The 24,975-nt window shown below is 73.6% G+C and carries 23 protein-coding genes; 8 read left to right on the top strand and 15 right to left on the bottom strand.

Annotated features, from left to right (window positions below; translation table 11 throughout):
* Nucleotides 1-226: 226 nt before the first annotated feature.
* A complete protein-coding gene (locus AB0411_RS21855; RefSeq protein ID WP_366418950.1) occupies nucleotides 227-1,642 on the bottom strand; it encodes a HEAT repeat domain-containing protein in 1,416 nt (471 codons plus the stop codon).
* A gap of 309 nt (nucleotides 1,643-1,951) precedes the next feature.
* On the opposite strand from AB0411_RS21855, the gene AB0411_RS21860 reads away from it, so the two are divergent.
* On the top strand, nucleotides 1,952-3,418 hold the full coding sequence (locus AB0411_RS21860) for a PP2C family protein-serine/threonine phosphatase (RefSeq protein WP_366418951.1): 1,467 nt from the start codon (nucleotides 1,952-1,954) through the stop codon (nucleotides 3,416-3,418).
* A 158-nt stretch (nucleotides 3,419-3,576) separates the two neighbouring features.
* On the opposite strand, the gene AB0411_RS21865 is transcribed toward AB0411_RS21860, so the two are convergent.
* Nucleotides 3,577-5,106 (bottom strand): DNA-binding protein NsdB, encoded by a 1,530-nt coding sequence (locus AB0411_RS21865; protein ID WP_366418952.1) that lies wholly within the window; start codon nucleotides 5,104-5,106, stop codon nucleotides 3,577-3,579.
* A gap of 284 nt (nucleotides 5,107-5,390) precedes the next feature.
* Here AB0411_RS21865 and AB0411_RS21870 point away from each other — a divergent pair, with 284 nt between their 5' ends.
* On the top strand, nucleotides 5,391-6,527 hold the full coding sequence (locus tag AB0411_RS21870; RefSeq protein WP_366418953.1) for an aminoglycoside phosphotransferase family protein: 1,137 nt from the start codon (nucleotides 5,391-5,393) through the stop codon (nucleotides 6,525-6,527).
* Nucleotides 6,528-6,901: 374 nt separating this feature from the next.
* Nucleotides 6,902-8,908: an N-acetylmuramoyl-L-alanine amidase gene (locus AB0411_RS21875; RefSeq protein WP_366418954.1), complete on the top strand. Its 2,007-nt coding sequence runs from the start codon at nucleotides 6,902-6,904 to the stop codon at nucleotides 8,906-8,908.
* Between the two features lie 100 nt (nucleotides 8,909-9,008).
* On the opposite strand, the gene AB0411_RS21880 is transcribed toward AB0411_RS21875, so the two are convergent.
* The 3 genes from AB0411_RS21880 to AB0411_RS21890 form a co-directional block, all read right to left on the bottom strand.
* Complete coding sequence (locus tag AB0411_RS21880; protein WP_018090673.1) at nucleotides 9,009-9,509, bottom strand: hypothetical protein; 501 nt, start codon at nucleotides 9,507-9,509, stop codon at nucleotides 9,009-9,011.
* A 96-nt stretch (nucleotides 9,510-9,605) separates the two neighbouring features.
* Nucleotides 9,606-10,001, bottom strand: a complete 396-nt coding sequence (locus tag AB0411_RS21885; protein WP_366418955.1) for an ACT domain-containing protein — start codon at nucleotides 9,999-10,001, stop codon at nucleotides 9,606-9,608.
* A 9-nt stretch (nucleotides 10,002-10,010) separates the two neighbouring features.
* Nucleotides 10,011-10,619 (bottom strand): CGNR zinc finger domain-containing protein, encoded by a 609-nt coding sequence (locus AB0411_RS21890; protein ID WP_366418956.1) that lies wholly within the window; start codon nucleotides 10,617-10,619, stop codon nucleotides 10,011-10,013.
* Nucleotides 10,620-10,669: 50 nt separating this feature from the next.
* On the opposite strand from AB0411_RS21890, the gene AB0411_RS21895 reads away from it, so the two are divergent.
* The 3 genes from AB0411_RS21895 to AB0411_RS21905 are packed head-to-tail and all read left to right on the top strand — an operon-like array spanning nucleotide 10,670 to nucleotide 12,831.
* On the top strand, nucleotides 10,670-11,323 hold the full coding sequence (locus AB0411_RS21895) for a pyridoxine/pyridoxamine 5'-phosphate oxidase (protein WP_366418957.1): 654 nt from the start codon (nucleotides 10,670-10,672) through the stop codon (nucleotides 11,321-11,323).
* A complete protein-coding gene (locus tag AB0411_RS21900) occupies nucleotides 11,320-12,048 on the top strand; it encodes a maleylpyruvate isomerase family mycothiol-dependent enzyme (protein ID WP_366418958.1) in 729 nt (242 codons plus the stop codon). Before AB0411_RS21895 ends, AB0411_RS21900 begins: the two co-directional genes overlap by 4 nt.
* 42 nt (nucleotides 12,049-12,090) lie before the next feature.
* On the top strand, nucleotides 12,091-12,831 hold the full coding sequence (locus AB0411_RS21905) for a leucine-rich repeat domain-containing protein (RefSeq protein WP_366418959.1): 741 nt from the start codon (nucleotides 12,091-12,093) through the stop codon (nucleotides 12,829-12,831).
* A gap of 113 nt (nucleotides 12,832-12,944) precedes the next feature.
* On the opposite strand, the gene AB0411_RS21910 is transcribed toward AB0411_RS21905, so the two are convergent.
* The 5 genes from AB0411_RS21910 to AB0411_RS21930 form a co-directional block, all read right to left on the bottom strand.
* Entirely contained in the window at nucleotides 12,945-13,184 is a 240-nt protein-coding gene (locus AB0411_RS21910; protein WP_366418960.1) for a DUF397 domain-containing protein, read from the bottom strand.
* Nucleotides 13,185-13,322: 138 nt separating this feature from the next.
* Entirely contained in the window at nucleotides 13,323-14,489 is a 1,167-nt protein-coding gene (locus tag AB0411_RS21915) for a thiolase domain-containing protein (protein ID WP_366418961.1), read from the bottom strand.
* The gene (locus AB0411_RS21920) at nucleotides 14,489-15,571 is read right to left on the bottom strand and encodes a thiolase domain-containing protein (protein ID WP_366418962.1); all 1,083 of its coding nucleotides are present in this window, start codon (nucleotides 15,569-15,571) and stop codon (nucleotides 14,489-14,491) included. Before AB0411_RS21920 ends, AB0411_RS21915 begins: the two co-directional genes overlap by 1 nt.
* Nucleotides 15,571-16,518 carry a Zn-ribbon domain-containing OB-fold protein gene (locus tag AB0411_RS21925; protein ID WP_366418963.1) on the bottom strand — a complete coding sequence of 316 codons (948 nt, stop codon included), beginning with the start codon at nucleotides 16,516-16,518 and terminating at the stop codon, nucleotides 15,571-15,573. Before AB0411_RS21925 ends, AB0411_RS21920 begins: the two co-directional genes overlap by 1 nt.
* Nucleotides 16,519-16,533: 15 nt before the next feature.
* Nucleotides 16,534-17,334: a crotonase/enoyl-CoA hydratase family protein gene (locus AB0411_RS21930; RefSeq protein ID WP_366418964.1), complete on the bottom strand. Its 801-nt coding sequence runs from the start codon at nucleotides 17,332-17,334 to the stop codon at nucleotides 16,534-16,536.
* A 162-nt stretch (nucleotides 17,335-17,496) separates the two neighbouring features.
* On the opposite strand from AB0411_RS21930, the gene AB0411_RS21935 reads away from it, so the two are divergent.
* Nucleotides 17,497-19,125, top strand: a complete 1,629-nt coding sequence (locus AB0411_RS21935; protein ID WP_366418965.1) for an acyl-CoA synthetase — start codon at nucleotides 17,497-17,499, stop codon at nucleotides 19,123-19,125.
* On the opposite strand, the gene AB0411_RS21940 is transcribed toward AB0411_RS21935, so the two are convergent.
* Together AB0411_RS21940 and AB0411_RS21945 are read right to left on the bottom strand one after the other, a co-directional pair.
* Complete coding sequence (locus AB0411_RS21940) at nucleotides 19,080-19,832, bottom strand: chorismate mutase (RefSeq protein ID WP_366418966.1); 753 nt, start codon at nucleotides 19,830-19,832, stop codon at nucleotides 19,080-19,082. The two genes, AB0411_RS21935 and AB0411_RS21940, sit on opposite strands and share 46 nt — an antisense overlap.
* A 109-nt stretch (nucleotides 19,833-19,941) precedes the next feature.
* Nucleotides 19,942-20,640, bottom strand: coding sequence for an alpha/beta fold hydrolase (locus AB0411_RS21945; RefSeq protein ID WP_366418967.1), 699 nt, complete (start codon nucleotides 20,638-20,640; stop codon nucleotides 19,942-19,944).
* A gap of 121 nt (nucleotides 20,641-20,761) precedes the next feature.
* Between AB0411_RS21945 and paaK the strand changes: the two genes are divergently transcribed.
* Entirely contained in the window at nucleotides 20,762-22,090 is a 1,329-nt protein-coding gene (gene paaK / locus AB0411_RS21950) for a phenylacetate--CoA ligase PaaK (RefSeq protein WP_366419096.1), read from the top strand.
* Between the two features lie 43 nt (nucleotides 22,091-22,133).
* Here paaK and AB0411_RS21955 read toward each other — a convergent pair whose 3' ends face one another.
* The 3 genes from AB0411_RS21955 to AB0411_RS21965 form a co-directional block, all read right to left on the bottom strand.
* Nucleotides 22,134-22,796 (bottom strand): maleylpyruvate isomerase family mycothiol-dependent enzyme, encoded by a 663-nt coding sequence (locus AB0411_RS21955; RefSeq protein WP_366418968.1) that lies wholly within the window; start codon nucleotides 22,794-22,796, stop codon nucleotides 22,134-22,136.
* A gap of 300 nt (nucleotides 22,797-23,096) precedes the next feature.
* Nucleotides 23,097-23,939, bottom strand: a complete 843-nt coding sequence (locus AB0411_RS21960; protein ID WP_366418969.1) for an alpha/beta fold hydrolase — start codon at nucleotides 23,937-23,939, stop codon at nucleotides 23,097-23,099.
* A gap of 224 nt (nucleotides 23,940-24,163) precedes the next feature.
* Nucleotides 24,164-24,964 (bottom strand): VOC family protein, encoded by an 801-nt coding sequence (locus AB0411_RS21965; RefSeq protein ID WP_366418970.1) that lies wholly within the window; start codon nucleotides 24,962-24,964, stop codon nucleotides 24,164-24,166.
* Nucleotides 24,965-24,975 lie beyond the last annotated feature (11 nt).

A 24,975-nucleotide genomic window follows, 5' to 3' on the forward strand; every position in this document is an offset into this window, starting at 1 on the left:
TGGGGACGTAAAGCGAAGCAGTCCCCACACCAGGCCCCGCAGGCCCGTCACCGCACCCACAGCCCCGCGCAGCGGACCCCGCCCGCCGCAGGCGCAAACGCGGGCGCACCGCGCAGCGGCACCGCGCAGCGGCACCGCGCAGCGGCACCGCGCAGCGGACCTGGCCCGCCGCAGGCGCAACGGCGAGCAAACCCCACGACGGGAAAGACAAAAACGTGGGAAGGGCCTAGGACTCGGGCCCGATCCGGCTGCGGACGGCCGTCTGGACCTCGGCCTCCTCCGCCGGATCGGCGGCCAGGCGGCGCAGTTGTTCGACGACCCGGTCGTCGCCGGTGGCGGCGTGCCGGGCGGCCAGCTCGCGGGTGGTCTCCTCGCAGTCCCAGAGGCACTCGACGGCGAAGCCGGCCGCGAAGCCGGGATCGGTGGCGGCGAGCGCACCGGCGGCCCGGCCGCGGAGGTGGGAGGAGGACGTCTCGCGGTAGATGTGGCGCAGGACGGGGGCGGCGCAGGCGACGCCGAGGCGTCCGGCGCCGTCGACCAGCTCCCACAGCCCGTCCGCGTCGGGGCCCTCCTCGCGGACCGTCCGGCGCAGCGCGGCCAGCACCGCTTCGGCGTCGCGCCGCCCGCCGCGGCGGGCGAGCAGGGCGGCGGCGGCCGCGCCCAGCAGGTCGGCGCGCGGCGCCCAGACCCGGGCCCGGGCGACGGCGGCCACGCTGCGCATCCGCGCGAAGGCGGCGAGCGCCGCGGAGGCCAGCCGCTCGGAGGAGAAGGGGTCGACGACCGCGTCCTCGATCAGGTCGAGGGCGTCCGGATCGCCGCGTTCGGCGAGGTGGTGGAGCACGGCGGCGCGGGCCCCGTCGGGGGCGCTGCGCGCGGCGCGCACCAGCTCGGGGCGGTCCTCGGGGGCGGCGACGGCGGCCAGACAGCGGGCGGCGGCGATGTGCCGGTGCTCCTCGGGGGCCTCCGCCGGTCCCTGCTCTGCCCAGTGGAGGACCTCGGTCACGCTCCAGCCGGGGCGCGGCCCGCGGGGGCGCAGCTGCCGCTGCCAGCGGTCGAAGGAGCCCTGTTCCCCGGCGGTGGCCAGTCGCGTGCCGTAACGGGGGTCCTCGGCCCACAGGCGCCAGGGCCGGGGCTCGAAGGCGTCGCGGACAGCGGCGGCCAGTGCGCCGTCGCCCTCCTCGGTCTCCGGGAAGCGGGCGAGGACGGCGGGGGCGAGCGTCATCAGCCCGGCGTCGTCGTCACGCAGCGCAAGCTCGTCCAGGGCCCAGCGCCAGTTGCTGCCGGCCGCGGCGTAGCTGCGCAGCAGCAGCCGGGCGGCGTCCCTGCCGTAGGCGGCGAGGTGGCCGAGGACCGCGAGGGCGAGGCCGGTGCGCTCCTCGCCGGTGTCGACGAGGTCGTCGGGGTGGAAGAGGTGGCGTTCGATCTCCTCGAGCCCGCCGTCGAGCTGCATGTAGAGGCGCGCGTAGTAGAGGGAGCGGTTCTCGACCTGCCAGTCGCGACGGGGATCGCGCAGCACGCTGTCGTTGAGTGCCGCGAGCGCCTCGGCCCGCGGCGCCGCGAGGGCATGCAGGGTCCCGTCGCCGCGGCCTCGCTGCAGGAGGCCGAGCAGGGTGCCACTGGGCGCTATGTCTGGATCGAACATGAGGTCAGCATCCGGTGCGGGGGGCAGGCTGGCAACGGGATTTCCGCTGACCGGCATTCTTGCCGGTGACCGCGGGCCGTAAGCCTCGTTCCCACCATGGATCGGCGGAAGCGCCAGCTGACGGCGGCCGAAGCCTAGCTTGGAAGCTGTCATTCCGCCGATTCGCCCCGGGATTGCCCCGGAAAGCCGGGGGCATATGCCAGATGCACCACCGTATCGGGTAGTGCCAAATCCCTTACGGACGGTCGCCGCCTGTGCAACAGTCGTTACCGGCCCTCAGCCCGGCGCCGCCTGATCACGGAGTACGTCATGCCGTCCCCTCTCTTCGCGGATCACCCAGCCGACCGGCCCCCCGAGCGCGACACGGTCGAGTCACTCATCACGCAGGCCCGCCGCCTGCGCGGCGACCTCGATGCGGTGCGCAGGGAGTCCGCGGCGGACCCCGGCCTCGCCGCCGACCCGCAGCTGCGCTGGCAGCGGGCGCTGTGCGATCTCGCCGTGCATCACCTCGACGACCTGGGGGGCCACCTCGACCAGCTGAGAGAGGGGCTGCCCGCCGAGAGCGCGGACGAGACCGTGCCGGAGGCCGGACTCCCGCCGGCGGCCGAGGAGAGCACGCCCCCGGAGCGCGGCGCGCTGCTGCGCCGGGTCGGCAGCGCCGAGTGGAACCTCCTCACCGACGAGGTCAGCTGGTCCGACGAGCTGTTCGCGATGTTCGGCAGGGCGCCGTCCGACGGTCCGCTCACCCTCGACGAGCTGCCGTCCCTGGTCCACGCCGACGATCAGGAGGGGCTGGCCACGATGGTCACCGACTGCCTGGTGGACGGCCGCCCGATCGACGGCGAATTCCGCATCGTGCGCCCGGACGCGAGTCTGCGCACGGTGCACATGGTGGGCGAGCCGGTGCTCGACGCCGACGGCAGCACCGCCTGCATGTGGGCCGTGCTGCGGGACGTCAGCGAGCTGCGCCGCAGCCAGCAGGCGGTACGCGAGACCCGTGACTCGCTGCACCGCGAGCGGCACATCGCGCAGACCGAGCACCGGCTTGCGGTCGAGCTGCAGGAAGCCGTGCTCCCCCCGTGGCGCGGCTCCCTGCGGTTCCCGCAGGGCGGCCCGGTCGCGCTCGACCTCGCCGGGCGCTACCTGCCGTCCGGCACCCGCGCCCTGGTCGGCGGCGGCTGGTACGACGCGCTGCAACTCCCGGACGGCACCACCCTGTTGAGCGTCGGCGATCTCACCGGCCATGGCGCCACCGCCACGTCCGGGATGGCGATGGTGCTCGGCGCGCTGCGCGGTATGGCGGTCGCCGGACACCACCCGGGCCCCCTGATGTGCTTCCTCAACCAACTGCTCGACACCGCCGCCCAGCCGGCGCTGGGCAGCGCACTGTGCGGCCGCTTCGACCCCGCCGCACGGACCCTGGAGTGGTCCCAGGCCGGGCACCCCGCACCGCTGCTGTTCCGCGGCGGCACGGGGCGCGCGCTGGACCCGCCCGAGGGTGTCCTGCTCGGGGCGACCTCGGGTGCGGTCTACACCCAGCACACCGAGCAGCTCGAGCCCGGTGACCTGCTCGTCCTGCACACCGACGGCCTCGTTCCCCGCCGTACGCACGGCGCGAACGCCCCGCACGAGGGCACCGAGCGGCTCCTCTCCCTGGCGCCGCGGTTCGCCACGGCCCGCAGTGCGCAGGACAGCGTCCGCATCGTCGTCGAGGAGTTCGGCAGCACCGAGCGCGAGGACGACGCATGCGTGCTGGTCGCCAGGGTCGGCGACTGACGCGCACCGCGGTGGCGGAGGGCGGATGGGCGGTTCCGGAGCCGGCCGCCCCGGAGGCACCGGCGGGCGAGCCGCCGTTCGACGGGTGAGGCGGCGAGACCGAGGAGGACGCCCCGCCCCGAGGTGACGCGCCGTCACACCCGCCCCGTCCGCGCCCCTCAGGCCGAGAAGTTCCCTCCCGGACCCGTGCCGATTCCTGGGCCGAGACCCGACTCCTTGGTCTTCGGCTTCGCCTTCGGCAGGACATGCTGGATCTCCTCGCGCAGGTCCTGGATCTTCCCGTAGCTCGCGTACTGCCCCGTGAGCCGGAACATCTCGCGGAGCCGGTCCCAGGTGCGGTGCGAGGAGTTCTCCCCGATGGACACCAGCGCCAACCGGGCGTAGCGGTCGGCCTGTTCGGGGTCGTTGCCGATGAAGCAGGCCGAGGCCATCGAGATGTAGTCGAAGATCTGCGACCGCTGGCGGCCGTTCTCCCGTAGCCGCAGCGCCCGTTTGGCGTGGTCCTGGGCGATCCTGGCGGCCGACGGATCGTGATCGGCGAGCGTACGGAACGCCAGCGCCTGCATGCCGTGCAGATCCGCCTCGTCGAACATCTGCATCCAGCTCGGCGGCGGGACATCGCCCTTGTCCGAGACGAAGAGGTCCTCCGCCTCGCCCAGGGTGCGGCGCATCGCCTGGCCGTGCCCCTTGGACGCCTGCGCCCAGGCCTCGATGGTGTGCAGCATGGCGCGGGTGCGCGGCAGGGTCTCCTCGCCGGAGCCGGACTTGGCCAGCTTCATCAGGTCCAGCGCATCGTCGGGGCGGCCCAGATGCACCATCTGGCGGGCGGCACGGGAGAGCGCCTCGCCGGCGCGCGGGCGGTCGCCGCCCTCGCGCGCGGCATGGGCGGCGATGATGAAGTACTTCTGGGCGGTGGGCTCCAGGCCCACGTCATGGGACATCCAGCCGGCCAGCACCGCCAGGTTGGCGGCCACCCCCCACAGCCTGCGCTGCAGGTGATCGGGGTGGCGGTAGGCGAGCATGCCGCCCACCTCGTTGAGCTGGCCCACCACGGCCTTGCGCTGCAGCCCGCCCCCGCGGGCGGCGTCCCAGGCGCGGAACACCTCGACCGAGCGCTCCAGCGCGTCGATCTCCTGGGAGCCCACCGGGGCCGCCTCGTAGCGGTCGAGGCCGATCTGGTCGAGTGCGTCGAGGGAATCGGAGGAGTACGGGTCGGGGTGGCCTGCGGCGCCGGCCGGGGCCGGGTCGGTGTGCAGCCAGTCGTACATGGCGCCGGTGAGTGCGGAGCCCGCGGCGAGTGCGGCGCCCGCACCCACCAAGCCGCGTCGGTTGAGCATGAGGTCCATTCCCGTGAATTCCGTGAGGACCGCGGCGGTCCGTTCGGGAGCCCACGGCAGACCGTCCATGGCCTGCCGCTTCCCCGAGCGACCGGTTCTGGCGAACCCGAGGTCCTCGATGGTTACGACACGGCCGAGGCGCTCGGTGAACAGGGAAGCCAGGACCTTGGGCACCGGGTCGCGCGGGGTCTCCCCCATGTCGATCCAGCGCCGTACCCGCGAGGTGTCGGTCGCCAGCTGCGGATGCCCCATGGCCGCCGCCTGCCGGTTGACCATTCTCGCCAGCTCTCCTTTGGACCAGCCGGCCAGGCCGAAAAGGTCCGCGAGACGGGTGTTCGGCTGCCTGTCCACGTCAAGCCCCCAGGTTCCTCGACTGAGTTGACAGTAACGGCCGCTGACATGGGCTGTGGTCATTCGCCAGGGTTCGCCAGGGTGCGCCAGATGGTCTGCCACCCGCAGTCACGTGTTCTGTAGATATGCCGCCCCCGGCCTGGTGGCGGGACCGCATTCCCCAGGGTGCGCGCCCTTCACGGGGACCCTGGATCGGCCTCCTGCACGGGGCCCGTTCACGGGTTCCCACCACCGGGCCGGGAGCGCACGCAACTCGCCGGCGCACGAAGGGATCTGTTTCACCCATGTATGCAGCATCGTCCGCCGTGACCGCCCCCACCCGGCCGTACCGCCCGCATCCCACAGGAAGCGGGCCGTATCTCGACCCCTCGCCTTCCGCGGGGGCGGTCACCGGTCTCCCCGGCGGCCGTACCCGGCGGACGCAGGGGACGACGGGCTCCCAACCGCTCAGCGGGAGACTCGACCTGTCCGGCCCCCAGGGCGCCCAGTTGCGCGCCGCCGTCGCCTCGGTGCACCGCATCTGCCCGGAGTTCAACCCGGTGCAGGTGCTGCGACGCAGCAGCAGGTCCGTCCTCCTCGTCGGCACGACGGGCCGGATGACCGCGGTGGCCAAGTGTTTACTGGACCAGTCCCCCGCCTGGGCGGAGAGGTTCCGGCAGGAAATAAGTGCATACCGCGCGTTCGTCCGGCATCGTCCGCCGGTACGGGTGCCGCGGCTGGTGGCGGCCGATCCCGACAACTGCACGCTGATCGTCGAGCGGATGCCCGGCCGGGTCGCGGCGCTGACCCGGCACCCGTCCGAGGCACCGCCCCGTGCGGACGTACGGGCGGCGCTCAGCGCGATCTGCCGGATCAACCTCTGGCGTCCGCCGGCCGGGCTGTTCGACGCCCCGCTCGACTACGCGGGCCGGATCGGCCGGTACCACGACCTGGGGCTGCTCACCGACCGGGACCTGGGTGATCTGCAGAAGCTGATGCACGGCCTGTCGCACACCCAGGGCCAGTTCTGCCACGGCGACGCGCTGCTGAACAATGTGCTGCTCTCCCCCGCGGGCCCGGTCCTGCTGGACTGGGACAGCGCGGGCTGGTACCTGCCGGGCTACGACCTGGCGACCCTGTGGTCCGTTCTCGGCGACGCGCCGGTGGCCCGGCGGCACATCAGTCAACTCGCCCAGAACGCGGGACCGGCGTCACGGGACGCCTTCCTGGTGAATTTGATGCTGGTGCTCACCCGCGAGATCCGACGGTACGAAACCGCGATCCAGCGCACCATGCGCGAGCCCACGCCGACGAGCACACCCGGTCCGGGACTACCCGGTGTGCCCGCGGCGGGCGAGGAGCAGCGGCTGCTCCTCCGCCGGCTGCACGACGACTGCCAGATGGCTCGCCGTGCGGTGCGGGCGGCGGTCGGCACCCGCTGACCGCCGACAGGTGCCGGACACCACCGGCACCGCAAGGGGGGATCGTGAGCGGCGCGCCCGGGTACGGGGTGCGCCGCTCACCCATGTGCTCCTCCGGCCCGGTCCTCTTCTCCCGGCCGGCCGCGCCGGCCCGCTGCCCGGGTCCGGTGACTGGTCCATTCCACTGACGCCCCGCAGGCCGGGCAGCTGTCCGGGAAGGCTCCTCTGGAGATGCCCTGACATGCGGAATCCCGAGACGGCACGGTGATTGACGGACCCTCGGCAAACGTATAGCTCTAAGCCGACGGGGGCTCTAGTCTCGGGTCCCGCCCGTGCGGCCGTTTGCGCACCCACCGTCACACCGCCCCGGCTCGGGCCGGCTCGAGGAGGTTGCTTTGCGAGGATCCGCCCCGGAAGACGAGAAGAGATTCCACCGCCCCGCCCTGCGCAGGTCCGTCACCGCCGTCGCGGCCGCGGCCCTGCTGCTGCCGCTGTCGGGAGCGCCGTCCGCGCACGCCGGCCAGCCCCGGTCGGACGCACTGCAGCGGGCCTTCACCGATGCCGCCGCCCGCTTCCATGTGCCCCGCAGTGTGCTGCTCGGCGTCTCGTACCTGGAGTCCCGCTGGGACGCCCACAGCGGCGCGCCCAGCGTCTCCGGGGGCTACGGTCCGATGCATCTGACCGATGCCCGCACCGCGCTGACGCGGACCCCGGAGTTCAGCCAGGGCTCCGAGGACGCCCGCGGCGACGGCGCACGGCCTCGTAAGAAGGTGCCGTCCGCGGCGGCGAAGCGGTCCGCGCTGCCCGCCCAACTCCCGGCCCGGCTGCGGACCTTGACGACGGCCGCCACGCTGGCCGGCCTCCCGGCGGAGCGACTGCGCACCGACCCCGCGGCGAACGTGCTGGGCGGGGCGGCGCTGCTCGCCGCGGAGCAGCGCAAGCTGGGGCACACCACGGGCGGCGACCCCGCGCAGTGGTACGAGGCGGTGGCGCGCTACGGCGGCCAGGACAGTGCGCGTGGCGGCCGGGCCTTCGCGGACGAGGTCTACGACGTGATGCGCCGGGGCCAGGCGCGGACCACCGACGCGGGACAGCGGGTCACGCTCCCCGCCACGCCGGAACTGGCCCCCGACGCCGAGCAGCAGAAACGTCTCGGCACGCCGGCCACGAAGGCGGCGCCGGGGCGGGCCGACCACGCGCCGCAGTGCCCGCACCACGTCGCGTGCGAGTCGGTCCCGGCGCCGTACGAGGAGTTCGGGGACGGCGACTACGGCAACCACGACAAGGCGGACCGGCCCGAGGACCTGCGGATCAGCACCATCGTCATCCATGACACCGAGGGGTCCTGGGAAACCACGCTCAAGCTGATCAAGGACCCCACCTATGTGTCCTGGAACTACACCATCCGCTCCTCGGACGGCCTGATCGCCCAGCATGTGCGGGCCAAGAACGTCGCCTGGCACGCGGGCAACTGGTACATCAACTCGCACTCCCTCGGCATCGAGCACGAGGGCTTCCTCGCCGCGCCGGACGCCTGGTACACGGAGGCGATGTACCGCGCCTCGGCCCGGCTGGTGAAGTACCTGAGCAGCAAGTACGACGTGCCGCTCGACCGGCAGCACATCCTGGGCCACGACAACGTGCCCGGCACGACCACAGCCACCGTGGCCGGGATGCACACCGACCCCGGCCCGTACTGGGACTGGGCGCACTACTTCGCCCTGCTGGGCAAGCCCTTCAAGGCCACCTCGGGCGCGCACGGCGGGCTGGTCACCATCCGCCCGGACTACGCCGGGAACAAGCCGGTCTACACCGGCTGCGAGAAGGCCGGCGACACCTGCCAGCCGCACGGTTCCGCGGCGGTCCGGCTGCACACCGCGCCGGACGCCGACGCACCGCTGGTCAAGGACATCGGGCTGCACCCGAACGGCAGTGACTCGACCACGGGCGTGAACGACACCGGTGCCCGTGCCTCGACCGGCCAGCGGTTCGCGGTGGCGGGCCGGTCCGGCGACTGGACGGCCATCTGGTACCTCGGGCAGAAGGCGTGGTTCCGCAACCCGCACCACGCGCCGACGGCGGTGAACGCCGAGGGGATGATCGCCACGCCCAAGGCCGGCCGGGAGGACATCCCGGTCTACGGCCGCGCGTACCCCGAGAAGGAGGCCTACCCGGCCGGGGTGCCCTACCAGGCGGTCTCCCCCCTGCCGTACAAGCTCGCCGCCGGCCAGAAGTACGCCGTCGGGGACCGGATGAAGGGCGACTACTTCTACGCGCCGACCTTCGACCTCGCCCAGCACGCGATCGTGCGCGGCGAGGACGTCTACTACGAGATCCAGCTCGGGCACCGGGTCGGCTATGTGCGGGCGGCCGACGTCGACGTGCGCCGCTCGGATTCCTGAGCCCGCTCGGGCACACCGATCGGGTGAGCGCGTCGCGCCCGGTGGACGGGTCTCCCGTCCACCGGGCGCGACGGTGTCCGCTCCGGTACCGCGCCGGGGCTCAGCCCTGCTGGAAGAGCTCCGCGGGCAGCGGCTTGAGCAGCGCGTAGAGGTCGTCGGTGATCGGCCGGTCCCAGCTGGCGATGGTGACCAGCACGCCGTCGCTGCGGTCGAACTGGGCGCAGGAGATCCGGCTCTCCGAGCACTTGATGCGCTTGACGATCAGCAGGTTGTCCTCGTGCATCACGGGGGTGTCCTCGCTCTCGACGACCGTCACCGGCTCGTCGTTGCCGAGCGCCGCGAGCAGCTGGGCCACCTCGAAGGGCACCTGGTCGTCCTCCAGCTCGCGGGCGGGGGACCCCTCCGGCAGATTGCCGATGATCATCGCGGGACCGCGGCCGCCGAACAGGTCGTAGCGGAGGAAGACGCCCTGGCAGCTCCCGTCGGGCGCGGGCAGCAGCCCGGCTCCGAGATTGCCCGGCCAGTCCCCGGGGTCCATGGCGAGGACGTCGAAGTCAGGCCCGGCGGGCGTGGCTGCGCTGCGGCGGCGGAGGAAGGACATGCCGCCATCGTACGTGGCCCGGCCGGGCACGCGGCGCGGGCGTCGGGGTGAACGGCGACCCGTGCGCGCAGCCGCCGCCTCCTCCGCCGCCGGTCGTCATGCCTGGTCGGCCAGGGCGCGCAGCCGGCGCAGCGCCTCGTCGGTCGCGGCGTGCGGCACGAAGAGGTGGTCGTGGTGGAAACCGGCGACGACGTTGCAGCTGAGGCCGGCCTGGGCGAGGGCGGTGGCGACGGCGGCGGTCAGTCCGACGGCGTCCAGCGCGGAGTGCACCCGCAGGGTGATCCAGCCGGCGACATAGTCGTACGCCAGGCCCGCACGGTCGGCCTCCTCCTGGTGGACGACGAGGGTGCGGCCCTCGGGCTCGGTGACGGTGACCACCGGCGTCAGTCCGTCGGGGACCGCGCCGGGCACGCTCACGAAGACAAAGCAGCCCTCGTTCCGCTCGGGACGCATCCCGCTCAGCAGGGCCCGGAGATCACGTTCGCCCGTCATGCCACCACCCTACGGGGCGCCGGTCCGTCCTTCCTTGCGTCGCTCGTGGTGGCGGGCGACGCGGGCGCGGTTGCCGCACGAGGGGGTGCACCACTCCTGGCGGGCGTGGTCCTTGACGAAGTAGCGCACGCAGCGCGGAGCGGGGCAGGCCCGCAGCAGCGCCAGGTCGGGGCCGGTGAGGAAGTCCAGGGCGGCGCGGGCCAGGGCCGCGAGGATCCGGTCGGCGGGCGGCGCGGAGCCCGCCGGGTGGTGCCGCACAGCGGGCGGCGCGCCGGGCTCCCAGCCGAGCCGGGGCACCGTGGGGACGAGTGCGGCGGCGGCGTTCAGCCGGCGCAGCGCCTCCTCCTCGGGGAGCAGCCGGTGGGCGTCGGCGGAGCTGGGCGGGCCCGGCCGGACGGCACGGGCGAACAGCGACCGGACCGCGGCCCGCAGCTCCCGCACGGCGGTGTGCAGCGCCTCGTCCGGGAGGCGGGGGCCGGCCGTGCAGTCCAGCGGTGCGGCCCGCTCGCGCAGCCAGACCGCGAGGCCCTCCGGCTCCGCCAGGTCGTCGGCGACGCCACCGTGGCCGTCATGGCGGACGGTGACGGCGAGTTCGAGGGCGAGCCGTGCTGCGGTCATGACGCTAATGGTAGCGTCGCTGCCAACCATTACATACCTGAGGGGGCGGTATGGCCGACGTACGTCAACTGCTGCGTGATCTCCCGGTGTTCGCGGGCGACCTGCCCGCGTTCGATCCGCTGGAGACACCCGACGATCCGGTGGAACTGTTCACCGCCTGGCTGCTCGGCGCGGTACGGGCCCAGGTCCCCGAGCCGCATGCGATGACGGTCTCCACCGCCGGATCCGACGGCAATCCTTCGGCCCGGACCCTGATCCTCAAGGACATCGACGCGGACGGCTGGCGGTTCGCCGCGCACCGCGACAGCACCAAGGGGCGCGAGCTGGCGGATCGCCCGTTCGCCGCGCTGACCTTCTACTGGCAGCCTCTGGCCCGCCAAGTGCGCGTCCGCGGACCGGTGGTGCGGGAGAGCGCTGACCGCGCCGCCGCGGACTTCCTCGCCCGCAGCCCCGGCGCCCGGGCCGAGGCGCTGCTCGGCCGGCAGAGCCGCCCCCTGGGCGACCTGGCCGAACGGGACGCTGCGGTGGCGGAGTCGGCGGCCCGTCTCGCCCGCGAACCCGGCCTGGTGGCGCCCGGATGGACGCTGCACACGGTGCATGCGGAGTCGGTGGAGTTCTGGCAGGGCGACAAGGACCGCAAGCACACCCGGCTGGCCTACCACCGGGCCGACGGCGGCTGGCGCAAGGAGCTCCTGTGGCCATGACGGGTACGCACACGCTGCCGGCCGAGGCCGTACGGGCCGCCACCGAGACGGGCCAGGAGCGACTGCGGGCCCTGCTGCCCGCGCTGACCGACGAGGGGGTACGCGAGCCGAGCGAGCTGCCCGGCTGGACCCGTGCCCATGTCCTCTCGCACGTCGAGGGTGTGGGGCTGGCCCTGGCCCGGCAGGCCCGGTACGCACTGCGCGGTGAGCTGATCGAGCCGTACGACGGCGGGCGTCCGGCGCGCGCGGCCGCGATCGAGGCCGGTGCGCGGCGGGACGCGGCAGCGCTCGGGGACGCCGTACGGGCCGCCCTGGCCGAGGCGTCCGCGGCCTGGGCGGCGGCCGGTCCGGCCGACTGGTCGCGCCCGGTGCGGCACCGCAACGGCGATCTGCGCTCCGCACTGCTGGCGTGGTGGCGGGAGTTGGAGATCCATACGGCGGACGCCCGGATCGGCCACGCTCCGCGCGACTGGCCACGAGAGCTGTGCCACCACCTGCTGGATCACCTCTCCTCCCGCATACCGGAGGAGCTGCCTCTCGTCCTGACGGCCACGGACGACGCCTTCTCCCGGCGGTACGGTGACGCGGGCGCACCGGCGGTCACCGTCAGCGGCCCCCTCACCGACCTCGCTGCCTGGCTGGCCGGCCGCACACCGCACCGCCCGCCCGACTGCCGCCGGTCGGGCGCGCCCGTCCCGCCGCCCGAACTGCTCGCCTGGCCCTAGCCGGCGCCCACGGCACCGCTCCCGGAAGGAGACCACGGCCCCATGCCCCGCCCCGGTTCCGCCGCGCCGCCCGTCCTCAACCTCTGGAAAGCGGGCCTGCGTTCGGTGCCCGCCGAGGTCTGGCGGCGCGCGGACTGGGAGGTGCTGATCCTGGCCGGCAACGCCCTGACCGAGGTCCCGGCGGCGCTCGGCGGGCTGCGTGCGCTGCACACCCTCGACCTCGGTCACAACGCGCTGACCGCGGTCCCCGCCGAGATCGGTGCGCTCGCCGGGCTGACCCGCTTCCTCTACCTGCACGACAACCGGCTCACCGCCCTGCCGGACACGCTGGGCGACCTGGACCGGCTCGGCTGTCTCAACGTCGGCGAGAACCCGCTCGGCGCGCTGCCGGCATCGCTCGGCCGGATGGCCGGGCTGGTCGAACTCCGCGCCCAGCAGGCGGAGTTGACCTCGTTGCCCGACACGCTGGGGCGGCTCGGGCGGCTGCGGGAGCTGTGGCTGGGCGGCAATGCGCTGACCGAGCTGCCCGCGGGCGTCGCGGCGCTGCGCGAGCTGAGGGTGCTGGAGCTCCGGGACAACGCGCTCCCCCGGGTGCCCGACGCGCTGCGCACGCTGCCGCTGCTGCGCCGGCTGGACCTGCGCGGGAACCGGATCGAGGTGCTGCCGCCGTGGCTCGCGCGGCTGCCGTCGCTGGAGAAGCTGGATCTGCGCTGGAACCGCGTGGACGATGCGGCCGAAGCGGTCCTGGCGCTGCGGCGGCGGGGGTGTGTGGTGCTCACCTGACGCTTGCGCCACGACCGGCGGGCGTGCGTGAGGGGCGGCCTCCTCGCGAACCCGGCCGCGAGGAGGCGCCCGCCCGCCACCGGCGTCTTCCCGGCCGGGGCGCCGGGCACGCCCTAGGTCAGATCGAAGGCGCCCTCGCGGGCGTCGAGGACGAAGGCCCGCCACTCGGCGGGGGTGAAGATCAGCGCCGGGATCTCCGGGCTGCGGCGGTTGCGCATCGCGATATAGCCCTCGACGAAGGCGATCTCGACGCCGCCCACGCCCTGGGTGCTCGACTGCCACTCGGCCTGCGTCAGGTCGAGATCGGGCCTGGGCCCGCCCACGAGCCGCTGCTCGGTGATGCTGTCGGTCACGTGTCCCGCTCCTCCCGGTTCGTCGTCCGCGGTCAGCCTAACCACTGCGTCCGGGGACGGACAGGGGACGTGGCGAGGCGGTGGAGTGGTGGTCGGGGAAGGGGCGCGCCGACGTGGCGCGCCCGCCCCCGCCGGGTGTCAGGCGGCCGGTGCGTCGGCGCCCACCAGCCACATCGAGAAGAACTGGGAGCCGCCGCCGTACGCGTGCCCCAACGCCCGCCGGGCGCCGTCGACTTGGTGGTCGCCGGCCCGGCCGCGCACCTGGAGGGCGGCCTCCGCGAAGCGGATCATCCCGGAGGCACCGATGGGGTTGGTGGACAGCACTCCGCCGGACGGGTTGACCGGGAGGTCGCCGTCGAGCTCGGTGACGCCCGACTCGGTGAGCTTCCAGCCCTCGCCCTCCTCGGCGAAACCCAGGTTCTCCAGCCACATCGGCTCGTACCAGCTGAAGGGGACGTACATCTCCACCGCGTCGATCTGCCGGCGCGGGGCGGTGATGCCGGCCTGCCGGTAGACGTCCGCGGCGCAGTCCTTGCCGGCCTGCGGGGAGACGAAGTCCTTGCCGGCGAAGAGGGTGGGTTCGCTGCGCATGGCGCCGCCGTGCACCCAGGCCGCCGGGTACGGTGCGCGGGCGGCTCCGGTGCGGTCGGTGAGGATCATCGCGCAGGCACCGTCGGAGGAGGGGCAGGTCTCGGAGTAGCGGATCGGGTCCCAGAGCATCGGGGAGGCCTGGACCTTTTCGAGGGTGATGTCGTGTTCGTGGAGATGAGCGCAGGGGTTCTTGAGGGCGTTGCGGCGGTCCTTGTAGGCGACCAGGGACCCGACGGAGTCCGGGGCGCCGGTGCGCCGCATGTAGGCGCGGACGTGCGGGGCGAAGAAGCCGCCGGCGCCGGCGAGCAGGGGCTGCTGGAAGGGGATCGGCAGGGACAGTCCCCACATGGCATTGGACTCGGACTGCTTCTCGAAGGCGAGGGTCAGGACGGTGCGGTGGACCCGGGCGGCGACGAGGTTCGCGGCGACCAGGGCCGTGGAGCCGCCGACGGAACCGGCGGTGTGCACCCGCAGCATCGGCTTGCCGACGGCGCCCAGGGCGTCGGCGAGATACAGCTCGGGCATCATCACGCCCTCGAAGAAGTCGGGGGCCTTGCCGATCACCACGGCGTCGATGTCCGCCCAGGTCAACTCGGCGTCGTCCAGGGCGCGTCGGGCCGCCTCGCGGACGAGTCCGGCGAGCGAGACGTCGCGGCGCGCGGCGACGTGTTTGGTCTGGCCGACACCGACGACGGCCACGGGCTCCTTGCTCATCACTCACCTTCCAGGACGGCGACGAGGTTGTGCTGCAGGCACGGCCCCGAGGTGGCGTGCGCGAGGGCTCGGTCGGAGGCGCCCCGCTGGATGCGGGCGGCGGCCTCGCCGATGCGGATCAGGCCCGTGGCCATGACGGGGTTGGCGGCCAGCGCGCCACCGGAGGGGTTCACGCACACGGTGCTGTCCGGCGCGTCGAGGCGCAGGGCGCGGCGCAGCACGACCTCCTGGGAGGTGAAGGGGGCGTGCAGCTCGGCGGTGTCCACCATGGGGGCACCTCCCGTGCCCTGGTGGCCAGGGGGGAGCTCGAAGGCGCCGGCACGCTCGGCGGCGAGCCGGGTGGAGGGCGAGTCGGTGAGGTCGCGGACACCCAGGGCGTGGGCCTCGATGCGGTGGTCCAGGCCTCGGATCCAGGCGGGGCGGTCGGTCAGCCGGCGGGCGGTGTCGCCGGCGGCGAGGACGACGGCGGCCGCGCCGTCGCCGATGGGCGGGCAGTCGCCGGTGCGCAGGGGGGCGACGAGCGGTTCGCCCATGGGCACCTCGCCGCGCAGCTGGGCGTGCGGGTGAGTGACGGCGGCCGCGCGGCTGCGGGCCGCGATTTCGGCCAGCGCCTGCGGGTCGGTGAGTCCCGCGTCGATCAGGGCCTGGGCCTGGAGGGCGGCGAGCGCGACGGCGTCGGGCCACAGCGGGGCGACGTAGTAGGGGTCGAGCTGGCGGGTGAGGACGTCGCGGACGCTGCCCGGCGAGGACTTGCCGTAGGAGTAGACGAGTGCGGTCTCCGCCTCGCCGGTGAGGAGCTTCACCCAGGCCTCGTACAGTGCCCAGGCGCCGTCCATCTCGACATGGGACTCGGAGATCGGCGGCCAGGCGCCGACGCCGTCCAGGGCCATGGTGAAGGAGAAGGCCCGGCCGGCGAGGTAGTCGGAGGAGCCGGAGCAGGTGAAGTCGATGTCCCGGGCGGCCAGGCCGGTCTGCGCCAGTACGTCGTGCAGCACCGGCATCAGCATCTCGACCTCGGAGGTCTCCGCGCTGTCGCGGACGTGATCGCTCTGCCCGAAGGCGACGACGGCGACGTCGCGCATCAGATCAGCTCCTTGTAGCTGTCGTAGCCGGCATCGGGCTCGCCGGTGGGGCGGTAGTGGTCGGGGAAGCGACTGCCCTCGGTCCAGACGGGTTCGACGCGCAGCCCCATGCGGACCCGGTCGTAGGGGATGCCGCCGATGCGGGCGTGCAGGGCCAGGTCGGCGCCGTCCAGGGCGATGTGGGCGTAGACGTAGGGGACGTCGATGTCGAGGTTCTTGGCCTTGATGTTGACGATGCAGAAGGTGGTGACGGTGCCGCGGGGGCCGACCTCCACCTGGGTGCCGGTGGCGACGCCGCAGGTGGGGCAGGCGCCGCGGGGCGGGACGTAGACCTTGCGGCAGGACGGGCAGCGCTCGCCCACGATCCGGTGCTCCGAGAGCGCCTGGAGGTAGCGGGACTGGGCGCGGCCGGGTGCGTAGGTGTAGTCGAGCCGGGCGGGGAGGGTGATCTGGGTGACGGGGTCGGCGAACGCGCCGCTGTGCGGGGCCGGCCGGCCGTTGCCCGCGGCGGTGTCGTCCGGCTCGAAGCAGGCGATGTCGGTGATCGCGCCGGTGCGCTCCGGGGCCCAGCGGACCCGGACCCGCATGCCGGTGCGTACGGCGTCGGGGGCGGGCGCGTCCAGTGCGTGCAGCAGGGCGGTGTCGGCGCCGTCGAGCCGGACCAGGACCCAGGCGAAGGGGGTGGTGAGCGGCTGGCCGCGGCGGGGGGACGGGTTCCAGGCCCAGGTGGTGACGGTACCGCTGGTGCCGACCTCGACCAGGTCGCGGATCTCCTCGGCGGTGACCGGGTCGTATTCGGTGGGCGGTACGACCACCCGGCCGTCGCTCGCCGTGACGCCGAGGACGGTGCGCTCGCGCAGCCCGGTGAGGAAGGCGCTCTGGACGGGCCCGAGCGAGCGGGTGAAGGGGAATTCCACGACGAGGGGTGCCGTGAGGACCTCTGGCATACGGGGCTCCTTGGGTCAGGCGCGCCGGTAGACGGGTGGGCGCTTCTCGGCGAAGGCCCGGGAGCCCTCTTTGGCGTCAGCGGTGTCGAACACGGGCCAGCCGCGGGCGAGTTCGGCCTGCAGCCCGTCGGTCTCGGTCATCTCGGCGGTCTCGTAGACGGAGGCCTTGACGGCTTCGACGGCGAGCGGTCCGCAGCCGTTGATCAGTTCCGCGATCTCCAGGGCCTTGTCCAGCGCGGTCCCCTCGGGCACGACATGGCCGATCAGCCCGATGCGCGCGGCCTCGCGCGCGGGGTAGGGCCGGCCGGTGAGCAGCATCTCCAGGGCGTGGGTGCGGGGGATCTGGCGGGCGAGGCGGACGGTGGAGCCGCCGATCGGGAACAGCCCGCGCCGGACCTCGTAGAGCCCGAAGGTGGCGCTCTCGCCGGCGACGCGGATGTCGGTGCCCTGGAGGATCTCGGTGCCGCCCGCGACGCAGTGGCCCTCGACGGCGGCGATCACGGGTTTGCGGGGGCGGTGGTGCCGCAGCATCGCCTTCCAGTGCAGGTCGGGGTCGGCGCGCAGTCGGTCGCGGTACTGCTCGCCGGTCATGCCGTCGCCCGCGAGGGCCTTGAGGTCCATGCCGGCGCAGAAGGTGCCGCCGGCGCCGGTGAGGACGACGGAGCGGATCGCGTCGTCCTCGTCGGCGGTGATCCAGCCGTCGTACAGGCCCACCAGCATCGGCAGCGAGAGCGCGTTCTTCGCCTCCGGCCGGTTGAGGGTGAGCACCAGTGTCGCGCCGACGCGCTCCACCGACAGATGTTCCGTGCTGGCCATACCGTCCTCCCGTCTCACGACGTAGAACAGGTTGCAGTAGCCGCACACCGACTTCAAGACCTTTCTGACAGGTAGTCAGATTTCTTCGCCACGGCCCTTCCCTGCTCCTTCCGGCAGCGCTCTAATGACCGCCAAGCCGACGCCGCCCGGTCTGGAGGAGACGTGGAGTACAACCTTGCCGACCTCTTCGAGTCGATCGTCGACACGGTCCCCGACCGCGAGGCGCTGGTGTACGTCGACCATCCCGGGACCGGCAGCGAACGGCGGCTGACCTACGCCGAACTCGACCGCGCCGCCAACCGCCTGGCCCACCACCTCGAGAAGTGCGGCATCGGCCCGGGGGCGCACGTCGGGCTGCACCTCTACAACGGCGTCGAGTACCTCCAGGCCGTCTACGCCTGCCTGAAGATCCGGGCCGTCCCGGTGAACGTCAACTACCGTTACGTCGAGGAGGAGTTGGTCTACCTCTACCGGGACGCCGACCTGGTGGCGCTGGTCTTCGACGCGGAGTTCACCGCGCGGGTGGCCGCCGCCCTCCCCCAGACACCCGGGCTACGGCACCTCGTACGGGTCGGCACCCCGCCCGCCGGCGCCCCCGAGCCGCCGATCGCGCCCGTCGCGCTCGCGGACGCCGAGGCCGCCGCCTCCCCCGCGCGCGGCTTCGGGCCGCGCTCGGCCGACGACCAGATCGTGATCTACACCGGCGGCACCACCGGCATGCCCAAGGGCGTGATGTGGCGCCACGAGGACCTCTTCTTCGCCGGGATGGGCGGCGGGGCACCGACCGGCGAGCCGGTGCGGCGGCCGCCGGAACTGGCCGAGCGGGTCGCGGCCGGCGGCGACGGCATCGTCTTCTTCCCCGCTCCCCCGCTGATGCACGGCACCTCCACCCTCACCGCGTTCATCGCCTTCCACTTCGGCCAGAAGGTCGTCATCCACCGCAAATTCGTGCCCGAGGAGGTGCTGCGGACCATCGAGCGGGAGCGGGTCACCAGCGTCTCGCTGGTCGGCGACGCGATGCTGCGTCCGCTCGTCGACGCGCTCGCCGGGCCGCTCAAGGGCACCGACTGCTCCTCGCTGTTCAGCGTCAGCAGCTCCGGCGCGATCCTCTCCGAGACCGTCCGCGCGCAGTTCGCCGCGCTGCTCCCGCAGGTCATGCTGCTCAACAACTTCGGCTCGTCCGAGTCCGGCTTCAACGGCACCGCCACCGACGACTCGGGCCCCGGCAGGGGCTTCCGGCTGCACGTCAACTCCCGTACGGCGGTGGTGGACCCGGCGACCCACGAGCCGGCGCCGCCCGGCGAGGTGGGCCGGATCGCGCTGCGCGGGCATGTCCCGCTGGGCTACTACAACGACCCGAAGAAGACCGCCGAGACGTTCTTCGAGGCGCGCGGGGACCGGTGGGTGCTGCTGGGCGACATGGCGACCGTGGACGAGGCGGGCATCGTCACCGTCCTCGGCCGGGGCTCGCAGTGCATCAACTCCGGCGGGGAGAAGGTCTATCCGGAGGAGGTCGAACAGGCCCTGAAGGCGCATCCGGACGTCTACGACGCGCTGGTGGCGGGCGTGCCGGACGCCCGGTGGGGCAACCGCGTCGCGGCCGTGGTGCAACTGCGTCCCGGCGCTGCGCCGCTGGACCTGGCGGGCCTGCAGCTGCACTGCCGGAACCGGCTGGCCGGGTACAAGATCCCGCGCGCCGTCGTCTTCACCGACCACATCCGCCGTTCGCCCAGCGGCAAGGCGGACTACCGCTGGGCGAGGGCGGTGGCGGCGGGCGAGCCGACGGGCTGATCCTGTCCGGGCGCCGGAGCCGCCGTGGGCCGGGCCGCGGCGCAGACCGACCGCAGCGACCGCGCCAGGGCCGCCGTGTGCAGCCCGTCCAGATGCCGCACCCGGCGTACCTGCACGGCGGCCGCGGCCAGCAGCGGGGCGCAGGACGGCGCCGAGCGGGCGCGGGCGGAGCCGGCCAGGGCCCGCACCAGCGCGCCGTTGATGCGGTTGATCTCCTTGCGCACCTCGCTGAGGTCGGGCCGCCCGGCCGGCGCCTGCCCGGGGTCCGCGTCCCACCTGCGGTGCAGCCCCCGCTGCACGATCTTGCTGGCCTCGATCTGGTCCCGGAAGACCCGCACCGTCATGGCCGGATCGGCGCCCTGCTCACGGGCCTCCCGGGCGACCGCGTCCAGCACCTCGCGCTCACGCGCCGGATCGTCGACCGGGCTGCCGGTGCCCCACTTCGCCGCGGCCACCAGATCGCCGGTGGCCAGCCGCTCCGCGGACAGCGCGGCGAGCGGGTCGAGCCGGCCGTACGAGGAGTGCGCGCCCACAGCGGCCGGTGCGGCCGGGTGGACGGGCATCGCCCCAGTGGCCCGGCGGGCGGACGGCGCCGCCGCGGCCGGGTGAGCCGGCGCCGCAACGGCGGCCGCGCCGGTTCCGGAGCACAGGACGGCCGCGGCCGCGGCGGCGGCCAGGGCCCTCCGCATCGAACGGGTCAGGTGCACGGTTCGGCCTCTCTCGAACCCCGGAAGCCCCCGGGGAGTCCAGCGGACGGCATACGACTCCGACCCCAGGAGAGCCGGGCGGGTGCGGCACCCCCGGCCGCGCGGCGGACTACGACTGCGGTGCGAGGAACGAGGTGACCGCGGCGAGGAACTCCCCGGGACGCTCCTCGTGGACCAGGTGGCCGGCCCCTTCCACCGTCACCAGGCGGGCATCGGGGATCCGCTCGACCAGCTCGACGAGGTGCTCCGCCGGGACGAGCACGGAGTCGCCGCCGGCGATGACCAGGGTCGGGGCGGTGATCTTCGCGAGTTCCTCCCACCACCGGGGGTCGGGCGCATTGCGCTCGGCCACCACCGCGGTCTTGACCGGCCAGTCGAACGGCTGCGGGCCGGCCGGCCGCTCCGGCACCTCCTGCGGCGGGTCGGCGGGCAGCGGCGGCGGCACCTCCTCCAGGACCAGGCGGTCCACCAGCTCGGGCCGTTCCGCGGCCAGCAGGAGTGCGGCCGCCCCGCCCATCGAATGCCCGATCAGGGTCACCGGCGCCAGGCCGAGCGCCTCCAGGAAACCGGCCGCATCGTCGCGCCAGCGGGCGAAGCCGTACTCGCCGGGCCAGTCGCTGAGCCCGTGGCCGCGCTGATCGAGGGCGTAGACCCGATGGGTGCCGGCGAGCCGGCCGACGACGCCGCGCCAGTCCTCGCCGTCCTCCCCGAGGCAGTGCAGCAGCACGGCCGGGGGCGCATCCTCCTCCCCCCACACGCGGTACGCCAGCTGGACCTCACCGACCTGCACTTTCCGGACGTCACTCATGCGCTGGACGCTACCCGGGAGGTACCGGCGCCACGCCCCTTGACGTGTTCGCCGCGCGCTGATTACTTGGATCCGCATGCGGCTACCGAATGATCGGTAGGGAAACGAGGCGGTGAACTCCATGCCGGAAGCGGCTACGGGCAGTGAGACGTTCGACGAAGCGGAGCGGCTCTCCGCGGACGCGTTGCACGCCCTGCAACTGACACGCCTGCGCGCCTCGTTGCAGCACGCCTACGACCACGTCCCGTTCTACCGGGAGTCCTTCGACCGGGCCGGGGTGCATCCGCGGGACTGCCGCTCGCTCGGCGATCTGGCCCGCTTCCCGTTCACCGTCAAGGACGATCTGCGCGCCCAGTACCCCTTCGGGATGTTCGCCGTCCCGAAGGACACGGTGCGCCGCATCCATGCCTCCAGCGGCACCACGGGCCGGCCGACCATCGTCGGCTACACCGAGCGCGATCTGTCGCACTGGTCGGACGTCGTCGCCCGCTCCCTCCGCGCGGCCGGCGCCCGCCCCGGGCACACCGTCCATGTCGCCTACGGGTACGGGCTGTTCACCGGCGGCCTGGGTGCCCACTACGGCGCCGAGCGGCTCGGCTGCACGGTCGTCCCGGCGTCCGGCGGGATGACCAGCCGGCAGGTCCAGCTCATCCAGGACCTCCGGCCCGAGATCATCATGGTCACGCCGTCCTACATGCTCACGCTGCTGGACGAGTTCGAGCGGCAGGGCGTCGATCCCCGTACGACCTCGCTGCGGGTGGGCGTCTTCGGCGCCGAGCCCTGGACGCAGGAGATGCGCCGGGAGATCGAGGAGCGGTTCGCCATCGACGCCGTGGACATCTACGGCCTGTCGGAGGTGATGGGGCCGGGCGTGGCCCAGGAGTGCGTGGAGACCAAGGACGGGCTCCACATCTGGGAGGACCACTTCTACCCGGAGGTGGTCGACCCGATCACCGGTGAGGTGCTGCCGGACGGAGCGCACGGCGAGCTGGTGTTCACCTCCCTCACCAAGGAGGCCATGCCGGTCGTCCGCTACCGCACCCGCGATCTGACCCGGCTGCTGCCCGGCACCGCGCGGGCCGCCTTCCGCCGGATGGAGAAGATCACCGGCCGCAGCGACGACATGATCATTCTGCGCGGGGTCAATCTCTTCCCCGCGCAGGTCGAGGAGATCGTGCTGCGGACGCCCGGGGTGGCCCCGCACTTCCAGCTGAAACTGACCCGGGAGGGCCGGATGGACCGGCTGACCGTACGCGCCGAGGCCCGGGCGGAGACGACTCCCGAGACCCGCGCGGTCGCCGCCGGGCTGATCGCACGCGGCATCAAGGACGGCATCGGCGTCTCGGTCGAGGTCGAGATCGTCGACCCGGAGACCCTGGAACGCTCGGTCGGCAAGATCAAGCGCATCGTGGACGCCCGCCCGCGGGACAGGGGAACGGAGACCGCCTAGCGCGGGTCTCGTTGGCCGGCCCCCAACGGAGCGAGCCGCACGCTCATGCTCCCTTGGCCGGCCCGGTGAAGCGGCCGCTCGGCTCTCCGCGGAGCCGATCGCCCGGGATCCTGCGGCCGTACGCCAGGAGCAGGAGGTCCTGGGCGAGGCCGTACACCGGCGAGCCGGAGCCGTACGACCAGTCGAGGTCCTCGGCGCACAGCCGCACGCCGTCGAGGTCGGCGCCGAAGAACTTCAGCCCGCTGGGCCGGATCTCGTCGAGCAGGATGCGCAGCCGGTCCTCGGGGACGCGCCGGTCGAGGCCGAGGGCGACGGTGATGTCGAGTCCGTGGACCACGTCGTGGCCGAGCGCCCCCGCCAGCCCGCCGACCGGTGGTGTCCAGGGGTGGCCGGCGTTGTCCCGCAGGAAGGCGGCGAGCGCGGCGGTGGAATGGGCGGCCGCGTCCCGGCGCGCGACCCGGTCGGTCATGCGGTGGAGGTTCCCGCGCGCCTTGGCCAGCTCACCCAGCGTCGCGGGCAGCGAGAGCCGGAACCCCATCGACATATGTGCCGCGACCTCGCGGACCCGCCATCTCCCGCAGAGGCTCTGCCCGTCCCACTGGTCGGCCCGCAGCGTGTCGAACAGGTCGGCCAGTTCCCGTCGTTCCGCCGAAATCGCGGCCCTGACCTCGGCCTTCTTCGCATTGCGGGCTGTTGCGTTCGCCATGCGGTCCAGCCTGCCGCCGGCCCGGGCACAACTCCAATAGAGGGTTCTGCTGGCACCCAGAAGCACGGGTGCTGACACTTCACCGGCCGTGCCGCTTCGTGGCCGTGGTCGGGACGGCGGTTTGCCCCGCGCCGCGGCCCGGCGGCAGCCGGCGCAGCGGGCCCTGCCGCATGCCCGCGCCGCACCGGCCTCGGCGGAGGGGTGCAGCAGATGGTGGCTGCGTACACGGGGGCCTGCGCAGCCGGGTCGCTCTCGGGCCGGGCTGCGGCGGCGTGCTGGGGGGCCGCGGCCCGTGGTTGCTCAGCTCGTCGGGGGCAGGCGGGCGGTGAGGTCGGCGAAGGCGGTGCGGATGGAGCCGGGGTTCTCGATCCAGGGGAAGTGGCCGGCGCCGCCGATCCGGTGGTGGGTGATGTGCGGTCCGTGGAAGCCGGGTTCGTCCTGCCAGAGGCGCTGGTCGACGATGCGGTCCTGGTCGCCGCTGACGATCAGGGTCGGCAGGGTGTGTGGTGTCCAGCGGGCGCGGTAGTCGTCGTCGAAATGGGCATCGGCCCAGGCGACCGCGTCATGGCAATAGGGGAGGCCGGTCAGGAGCGCCCGGCCTTCGGCGGAGGCGGACGGAGTGAAGTTCCAGGGCGCGGCGGCCAGCGTCAGGGCGCGCAGGGTCCGGTCGTCCGGCTGTTGGGCATAGCGCTCGGCCGCGGCGTCGACGTCGGGGAGCGGGTGGTGCTGGGCGTAACGGGCGAAGGCGGGTCGCCATCCGGCGTGCGGGGCGCTGCTGATCAGGGCCAGGCCCGCGAGGCGGGCCGCGAGTTCCGGGACGGACAGCAGGAACATGCCGCCGGTGGAGTGACCGACCATCACCACCTCGTCCAGCGCCTGCGCGGCCTCGGTGAGGGCTCCCGGCCAGTGGGCGTAGGGGTCGGCCGGGATCGCGGGGACGCCGCGGTTGGAGCCCTCGCCGGGCAGATCGACCAGCCAGGCGGTTCCGGGGACCTGGGCCGCCGCCACCAGGCCGAGCAGGGACTCGGAGCCGAGTCCTGGTCCGCCGGGCACGAAGAGCCAGTTTCCGCGCCCGGCACCGGAGGAGACCCGGCGCAGCCTGACTCCCGAAGCCGTCCACCACTCCTGCCGTTCCGCTTCCACCGCGCCCACTCTCTCCGTCTTGCGGCGTGCCGGTGCCGCCGCGTCGCTCCGCCCGGCGGCGTGTTTCCTCGCCGCTCTCTCTGCCCGGCGGCGGCATGCGCTTCCCTCCGCCAAGCGGAACGCGTGCCACCGCCCCGGGGGGACGATAGGCGTTGTGGCGGTTGCGGGCCCGTCATTTTCGGAGGCGCGGGGCGGGGAGAGCGCGGCCCCGCGGAAAGGACGGCTCAGGCCAGGGTCGGGTCCCCCTTGATCAGGGCGAACGGGGCTCCCGCCGGGTCCTTGACCATCGCCAGCCGGCCGACCCCCGGGGCGTCCATGGGCGGGATCAGGACCGTGGCGCCCTGGCCGGTGGCCGCGGCGAAGGTGGCGTCGCAGTCGGTCACGCCGAAGTACGGGTGCCACTCCGAGGACGAGCCGGCCTGCAGGTGCTCCTTCTGCAGCTGCATGATGCCGCCGTGCCCGGTGTCGTCGCCCTTGCCGCCGCCCGGCGCGGAGACGACGGAGTAGATCATGTCCCCGCCCATCGGCATGTCCTGGTGGCTCCAGGAGAAGACCGAGCGGTAGAAGTCCTTCGCGGCGGCCGCGTCCGTCGTGTACAGCTCCGTCCAGCACAGGGAGTTCGGTTCCATGACGGTGTCCAGGCCCTGGACGTCGCCGGGCTGCCACACGGCGAATTCGGCGCCCGTGGGGTCGGTGAACGCGGCCAGCCGGCCCGCGGTGAAGACGTCCATCGGGGGGACGCGCACCGCGCCGCCGGCCTGCTCCACCGACTTGAGCGTGGCGTCCGCGTCGGAGGTCTGGAAGTACACCGTCCAGGCGGACTGCGCACCCTCGTCCATCAGCGGGCCGATGGCTCCCACCGTCCTGCCGTCGAGCTGGAAGAAGCCGTACCCGCCGGCGTCCGGGCCGGCCGACTGGAAGGTCCAGCCGAACACGGCACCGTAGAAGGCGACGGCGGCGTCGATGTCGGGGGCCCCGAGGTCCAGCCAGTTCGGTGTGCCCGGGACGTAGTGGGTCGTCAGCATGGGTGGTCCTC

This window comes from Streptomyces angustmyceticus, from assembly GCF_040701845.1.
GTDB lineage: Bacteria > Actinomycetota > Actinomycetes > Streptomycetales > Streptomycetaceae > Streptomyces > Streptomyces angustmyceticus_A.